This window comes from Methylomagnum sp. (assembly GCF_054333355.1).
The window spans coordinates 1-5,528 of sequence record NZ_JBTEKS010000294.1 but is presented as its reverse complement, the minus strand read 5'-3'; the positions used below and the strand labels follow the sequence as shown (position 1 = coordinate 5,528).

Below are 5,528 nucleotides of genomic sequence, written 5' to 3'. Positions count from 1 at the left end.
GCCCCCGCCGCCGGAAACCGCGCCCCAAGAGGCGCCCCCCGTGAAGAAGCGGCCCGCCCTGAAAGTCGTCAAATAAGAGCCATCGTAGCTCAGGGCAATCTCGCTATATGGGGTTCTCCCGTTTTTCTCCCTCTCCAGCGGGAGAGGGTTGGGGTGAGGGGGGCAAACAACAGGTTTTACTCTTTTCGATCCGCTGGCCCGCTTGTGCTTAAGGGGGCGGCAGAAAAAAGCCCTTTGGAAACTCCCCTCACCCTAGCCCTCTCCCGCTGGAGAGGGGACAAAAGCTATGGCGTGATTGCCATGCATCGTAGCCGTCCCGATTTGGCGGCGTGGCGTGATTCTGAATTTCCGCCACGCCGCCAAAGCCTCGCCGGGCGACTGTCCCGGTCGAAGTAAACTATCCCCGCATTCACTACTGCCGTCACGCCATCCATCCAGTTGGAGCGGGCGGCTTCCCATCCTTGCTTTCCCATTCAACGGAGTGGTTTCCATGGCAAACCTATCGGAATACGTCGATGGCCTTCCCAATATTTCCGGCTCGGAATCCCTGATCGAAGCCACGATCAAGCACCGGCCCGCCGAAGCCTTCAAGCCCGCCAGTCCCATTGCGTTTGACCGCATCAAGAGCGCCTGCGCGGTGGCGCTGCACATGCACCAGCCCTTGATTCCGGCGGGCGGCGGCGACCTGCGCACGGCGGGCATCATCAGCAATCTCCAGTACATGATCGAGAACCAAGGCATCGGCGATAACCACAACGCCCCGGCTTTCCATTGGTGTTACAAGCGCATCGGCGAATTCGTGCCCCAGTTGATCCACGAGGGCAAGGAGCCTCGGGTGATGCTGGAATATTCCGGCACGCTGTTCCATGGGCTGCGCCAGATGGGCCTGCACGATGTGTTCGACAGCTTGAAGAACGCGACTTGCAATCCCGATTACCGCCGGGGTGTCGAATGGCTGGGGGCGCCGTGGGGCCATGCGGTGGCGCCGTCCACGCCCGCCCAGGATTACCGCCTGCACGTCAAAGCTTGGCAGCAGCATTTCGCGGCGATTTTCGGCCTCGAAGCCTTGGAGCGCGTACGGGGTTTTTCGCCTTCTGAAATGGCCCTGCCGAACCACCCGGACGTGGCCTACGACTACATCAAGACGCTCGTGGATTGCGGTTTCACCTGGGTGCTGGTGCAGGAACACACCGTCGAGCAGCCCGACAACGGCCACGGCCCGGAGCAGAAGCACCTGCCGCACCGGCTGGTCTGCACCAACTCCAAGGGCGAGACCGTCAGCATCATCGCCATCCTCAAGACCCAGGGCAGCGACACCAAGCTGGTGGCGCAGATGCAGCCGTTCTATGAGGCCAAGAGCCTGTCGCGCTGGGAGCTTGCCGGTAAATCCGTGCCGCCGCTGGTCACGCAAATCGCCGACGGTGAGAACGGCGGCGTGATGATGAACGAGTTCCCATCCAAGTTCATGGACGCCGTGCGCGAGGGCAGCCATTCCGATACCCCGCTGATGAACGTCACGGAATACCTGGAATTCCTGTTCGCTATGGGCATCAAGGAAAGCGATTTGCCTGTGGTCCAGCCGCAGTTCCAGAAACTCATCTGGGACCGGATCAAGCCCGGCGACGGACCCGAGAAGCTGGAAAAGGCCATCGAGGAGATCAAGAAGGAAAACCACCGCTTCCACATGGAGGGCGGCAGTTGGACCAGCGACATTTCCTGGGTGCGCGGCTACGACAACGTGCTGGGACCGATGGAGGAGGCGAGTGCGGCCTTCTACGAAAAAGTCCTCAAATCCGGCGTGCCCACGGACGATCACCGTTACCGCAATGCCCTGTTCCACCTGATGACCGCCCAGACCAGTTGCTACCGTTATTGGGGGCAGGGCATGTGGACCGATTATGGCCGGGAGATTTGCCGTCGGGCCGTGGGCATCGCGACCCACGATTTTTAACGGAATACACCGACGCGGTTTTCAAAACCGCGTCGGCGTTTTGTGGGTATTCAAATGAACTTCGACGGCCTCATCGAACGCCGGGACACGGCCAGCACCAAGTGGGATAAATACGCCGGGCGGGACATCCTGCCGCTATGGATTGCCGACATGGATTTCGCCAGCCCGCCATCCGTGTTGGCCGCGATTCGGGCGCGGGTCGATCATGGCGTGCTGGGCTATACCAATCCGCCGCCTAGTTTGGTCGAAGCGGTCCAGGCGTATGCGGCGACACATTACGGCTGGCGTATCGAGGCGGAGTGGTTCGTCTGGCTACCGGGGCTGGTGCAAGGTTTGGCCTTGGCGTGCCGCGCGGTGGGCGAGCCGGGCGACGCGGTGCTGACGGCCACGCCGATCTATCCGCCGTTCTTGATGGCGCCGGGCTGGGGGCAGCGGGAGTTGCTCACGGTGCCGTTGGTGGAGGCGGGCGGACGTTGGGTGTGGGATTTCACCGCGCTGGAAGCCGCCATCACCCCGCGCACTCGGCTGTTGCTGCTGTGCCATCCCCATAATCCGGTCGGGCGGGTGTGGCGGGAGGACGAACTGGCCCGGCTGATTGACATTGCTCGGCGGCATGATTTGGTCGTTTGCTCGGATGAAATCCACTGCGACCTCGTGTTGGAGCCGGGCTTGCGCTGTAAGCCGCTGGCTTGTGTCGATCCCGATTTCGCCCGCCGCACCATCACCCTGTTGGCGCCCTCGAAGACCTGGAATATCGCCGGGCTGGGCTGCGCCTTTGCGCTGATTCCCGATCCGGCGTTGCGGCGGCGGTTTCGTCACACAATGGCCGGGCTGGTGCCGTCGGTGAATCTGCTGGGCTATGCCGCCGCCGAAGCGGCTTATCGGGACGATGGCGTGTGGCTGGCGGGGCTGCGTGATTATTTGCGGGGCAACCGGGACTTGCTGCGGGATTGGTTCGTCGGGAGTGAGCGGTTGAAGCTCACCGTGCCGGAGGCGACGTATCTGGCTTGGATCGACGCCCGCGCCATTGATGCGGTGAATCCGCTGCCGCAGTTTGAGGCGGTGGGGGTGGGTTTGTCGGATGGGCGGGATTTTGGGTTTCCGGGCTATGTTCGGATCAACTTCGGCTGTCGGCGGGCGGTTTTGGTGGAGGCGTTGCGGCGGATGGGGCCGTTGCGCTGAATCTTTCATCGTTCCCACGCGGAGTGTGGGAGCGATTTCAAACGATCAATAAAAGATGTCTGCTTGGTTTGCCATATCTCATCCGGTTAAACTAATCCACCAAAGTTTAACTGCCATAAGGACACTCACCGTGCAAACCGTTAGAACACTCGCCAAGGGCCAAATCGTCATTCCCGCCGATGTCCGCGACCGCTATGGCATCCGGCCCGGCACCCGTTTGGAGTTGCGGGAAGCCAAGGACCATCTGGAAATCTTCGTCTTGCCCGACAACCCCGTGAGTGCGTTCCGGGGTTCGCTCAAGGGTGGGGTGTCTTTGGCGGATGAGTTGGCGGCTGAACATCGGGCTGAGGTTGAACATGATGGCAGCCGTTAAGCCTGTCTTTGTATTGGATGCTTGCGCCTTGCTACGGCTTGCCCAAGACGAGCCGGGTGCGGAACAGGTGGACGCCATCCTGACGGACGCCGGGCAAGGCCAATACCGGGTATTGCTGCACCAAATCAATTACGGTGAGGTCGTCTACCGCATCGGCAAGCGGTATGGCTGGGCGGTCGCGGAGCGCAAGCGCGGGGAGGTTCAATTGTTGCCGCTGGAGATCGTGCCGTTTGCCGATGATTTGTTTTGGGAGGCGGTGAAGTTGAAGGCGACATATCCGATTTCCTATACCGATGCGTTTGCCGCGGCTTTGGCTCTGCGGGAGGATGCGACGCTGTTGAGCAGCGACCCGGAGTTTGAGGCGCTGGGCGAGCGGCTCAAGCGGCGCAAGGTTTGATACGGCGTCCATCGTTCCCGCGTTCCGTATCACTGCCATTAAGTTAAGAAAACCGAGCGCTGTGACCGCAGGAGTCCGAACTTTAGTTTGGACGTTTTTCAACGGCTTAAGTCCTTGTCCAAACTAAAGTTCGGATTCCAGACCGGCTTAACTTAATGGCAGTGGCATTCCGTATGGGAACGAGCTGAATCCGACGGCTAATTTAGCGATAGACCTCGCGGCGGTTGCCGATGCGCACTACCAATATTCTGATGTCGGCATCTTGAATCTTGGCGATGACGAGCCAGTCGCCGACGCGGTATTTCCATAGTTCGCCGAAGCGTGGGCCGGTCAGGGCTTGCCCGATGCTGCGTGGGTCATCCAGTTTTGCGACGCGCTCGTGTAGAAAGGTGAGGATTCGTTTGGCGATGGGGGTATCCAACTCGGCCAAGTCGCGTCTGGCGGCTTTTTCCAGTTCAATTTTCCAGGCCATATTCTTTCATCACGTCCTCTAATGATACGGTTTCGCTGCGCCCGGCGCGTAGGTCTTCCAGCCGTTGTTCGGCTAGGTAAATATCTTCCAAGTCTTCCATTTTTTCGAGCAGCGCTTGTAATGCCAGATCGGCGGTGGTTTTACCCGCTTTTTCGGCGAGTTCGGCGAAGTGCTTTTCGGTTTGTTCGGGGAGGGTGATGGTAATCATGGGTTGAGTTCCTCTCGTTGATTATTAAAGTCGTCGGGTAATCGGTAAACCTTTCCTTCTTTCTGTCCCAGCCGTAATAAGCTGCCGGGGCGGCGGCGGGGTTGAGTTTGGGTTTGTTCTTCCATGAATGTTACGATGACCGCGACGCGCTGTCGGGTGGGCGGGGTTTCTTCGAGGGTTAGTTCACCGTTTTCGTATATGCCTTTGATTACGGTGTACATGGGAAAACCTCATGGTTTTGCGGTGGGTTGGCGATGAGTTTGGAAAACTCAATATTCCAGGCCAAGTTCCTTTTCCAAACCTTCTAGTTTTTCATCGTTCCCGCGCCGGAGCGTGGGAACGATCAACTAGGAGCGGTTGGAGCAACACTTCTTAAATTTTTTACCGCTACCACATGGGCACGAATCATTTCTTCCAATTTTGCCGGATTGTTTTACTTTATTGGAAATACGTTTCTTGCGTATTTCCTCAGAATGCACCTGCAACTTTTCAAGCTCTTTTAGAGGGATATCTTTTTTCTCTACCCATTGCCAATCTAAATTTTTGAGGACGCCAGTTTCTGAGTAGAAAAGCTCAAGCAACATGCGCCGCTCATCATTATTAATGAGCATAATTGCTCTGGTGGACATCAAAGCTGAGTTTGGATCATGTTCGGTCCAAGGGCTTACAAAGCAAAAAATAGTAATGCTTTCATGGCCGCATGTTGAAATGGATTTCGGGCGTTTCGTTGTTGGTTGCCTATTTATTTCTAAATTGATGTCATTTGATAGGTTCTCTCTCCATTCGCCCGATAGATCAAGTAGATGTCAAGACCCGTGAGATTGTCTACCGCCGAAACGAATAATTCTGGCTTTCTCTCGCGCCATTCGGCGAGGGCGTTAATGGGGGCGACATGACCCAGCGCCCGCTGGGGGATGGCGTGATTGTAAATATCGGCATAGCGGC

At 57.9% G+C, this 5,528-nt stretch carries 8 protein-coding genes and 1 pseudogene; 4 read left to right on the top strand and 5 right to left on the bottom strand.

Translation table 11 applies throughout. From position 1 onward, the window contains the following. The first annotated feature begins 490 nt into the window (after positions 1-490). From ACXWUF_RS17595 to ACXWUF_RS17580, 4 genes are all read left to right on the top strand, one after another. Positions 491-1,951, top strand: a complete 1,461-nt coding sequence (locus ACXWUF_RS17595; protein WP_458495919.1) for a glycosyl hydrolase family 57 — start codon at positions 491-493, stop codon at positions 1,949-1,951. A 54-nt stretch (positions 1,952-2,005) separates the two neighbouring features. Continuing rightward, positions 2,006-3,133, top strand: a complete 1,128-nt coding sequence (locus tag ACXWUF_RS17590; protein ID WP_458495918.1) for a MalY/PatB family protein — start codon at positions 2,006-2,008, stop codon at positions 3,131-3,133. A gap of 130 nt (positions 3,134-3,263) precedes the next feature. After that, positions 3,264-3,506 carry an AbrB/MazE/SpoVT family DNA-binding domain-containing protein gene (locus tag ACXWUF_RS17585; protein WP_458495917.1) on the top strand — a complete coding sequence of 81 codons (243 nt, stop codon included), beginning with the start codon at positions 3,264-3,266 and terminating at the stop codon, positions 3,504-3,506. Further along, positions 3,490-3,903: a PIN domain-containing protein gene (locus tag ACXWUF_RS17580; RefSeq protein WP_458495916.1), complete on the top strand. Its 414-nt coding sequence runs from the start codon at positions 3,490-3,492 to the stop codon at positions 3,901-3,903. Before ACXWUF_RS17585 ends, ACXWUF_RS17580 begins: the two co-directional genes overlap by 17 nt. Before the next feature lie 202 nt (positions 3,904-4,105). On the opposite strand, the gene ACXWUF_RS17575 is transcribed toward ACXWUF_RS17580, so the two are convergent. The 5 genes and pseudogenes from ACXWUF_RS17575 to ACXWUF_RS17555 all read right to left on the bottom strand — a co-directional run. Then, positions 4,106-4,375 carry a type II toxin-antitoxin system RelE family toxin gene (locus ACXWUF_RS17575; protein ID WP_458495915.1) on the bottom strand — a complete coding sequence of 90 codons (270 nt, stop codon included), beginning with the start codon at positions 4,373-4,375 and terminating at the stop codon, positions 4,106-4,108. Next, positions 4,359-4,583: a type II toxin-antitoxin system RelB family antitoxin gene (relB, locus tag ACXWUF_RS17570; protein ID WP_458495914.1), complete on the bottom strand. Its 225-nt coding sequence runs from the start codon at positions 4,581-4,583 to the stop codon at positions 4,359-4,361. The genes ACXWUF_RS17575 and relB overlap by 17 nt, the downstream gene beginning before the upstream one ends. After that, entirely contained in the window at positions 4,580-4,804 is a 225-nt protein-coding gene (locus tag ACXWUF_RS17565; RefSeq protein WP_458495913.1) for a hypothetical protein, read from the bottom strand. The genes relB and ACXWUF_RS17565 overlap by 4 nt, the downstream gene beginning before the upstream one ends. Before the next feature lie 126 nt (positions 4,805-4,930). Next, on the bottom strand, positions 4,931-5,194 hold the full coding sequence (locus tag ACXWUF_RS17560; RefSeq protein WP_458495912.1) for an SEC-C metal-binding domain-containing protein: 264 nt from the start codon (positions 5,192-5,194) through the stop codon (positions 4,931-4,933). A 137-nt stretch (positions 5,195-5,331) separates the two neighbouring features. Next, positions 5,332-5,528, bottom strand: a pseudogene (locus ACXWUF_RS17555) (hypothetical protein); the annotation flags it as partial.

Coding starts and splice junctions, on each gene's coding strand:
- relB (WP_458495914.1), bottom strand. CDS start 4,583: ATGATTACCATCACCCTCCCCGAACAAACCGAAAAGCACTTCGCCGAA.
- ACXWUF_RS17565 (WP_458495913.1), bottom strand. CDS start 4,804: ATGTACACCGTAATCAAAGGCATATACGAAAACGGTGAACTAACCCTC.
- ACXWUF_RS17590 (WP_458495918.1), top strand. CDS start 2,006: ATGAACTTCGACGGCCTCATCGAACGCCGGGACACGGCCAGCACCAAG.
- ACXWUF_RS17575 (WP_458495915.1), bottom strand. CDS start 4,375: ATGGCCTGGAAAATTGAACTGGAAAAAGCCGCCAGACGCGACTTGGCC.
- ACXWUF_RS17580 (WP_458495916.1), top strand. CDS start 3,490: ATGATGGCAGCCGTTAAGCCTGTCTTTGTATTGGATGCTTGCGCCTTG.
- ACXWUF_RS17560 (WP_458495912.1), bottom strand. CDS start 5,194: ATGCTCATTAATAATGATGAGCGGCGCATGTTGCTTGAGCTTTTCTAC.
- ACXWUF_RS17595 (WP_458495919.1), top strand. CDS start 491: ATGGCAAACCTATCGGAATACGTCGATGGCCTTCCCAATATTTCCGGC.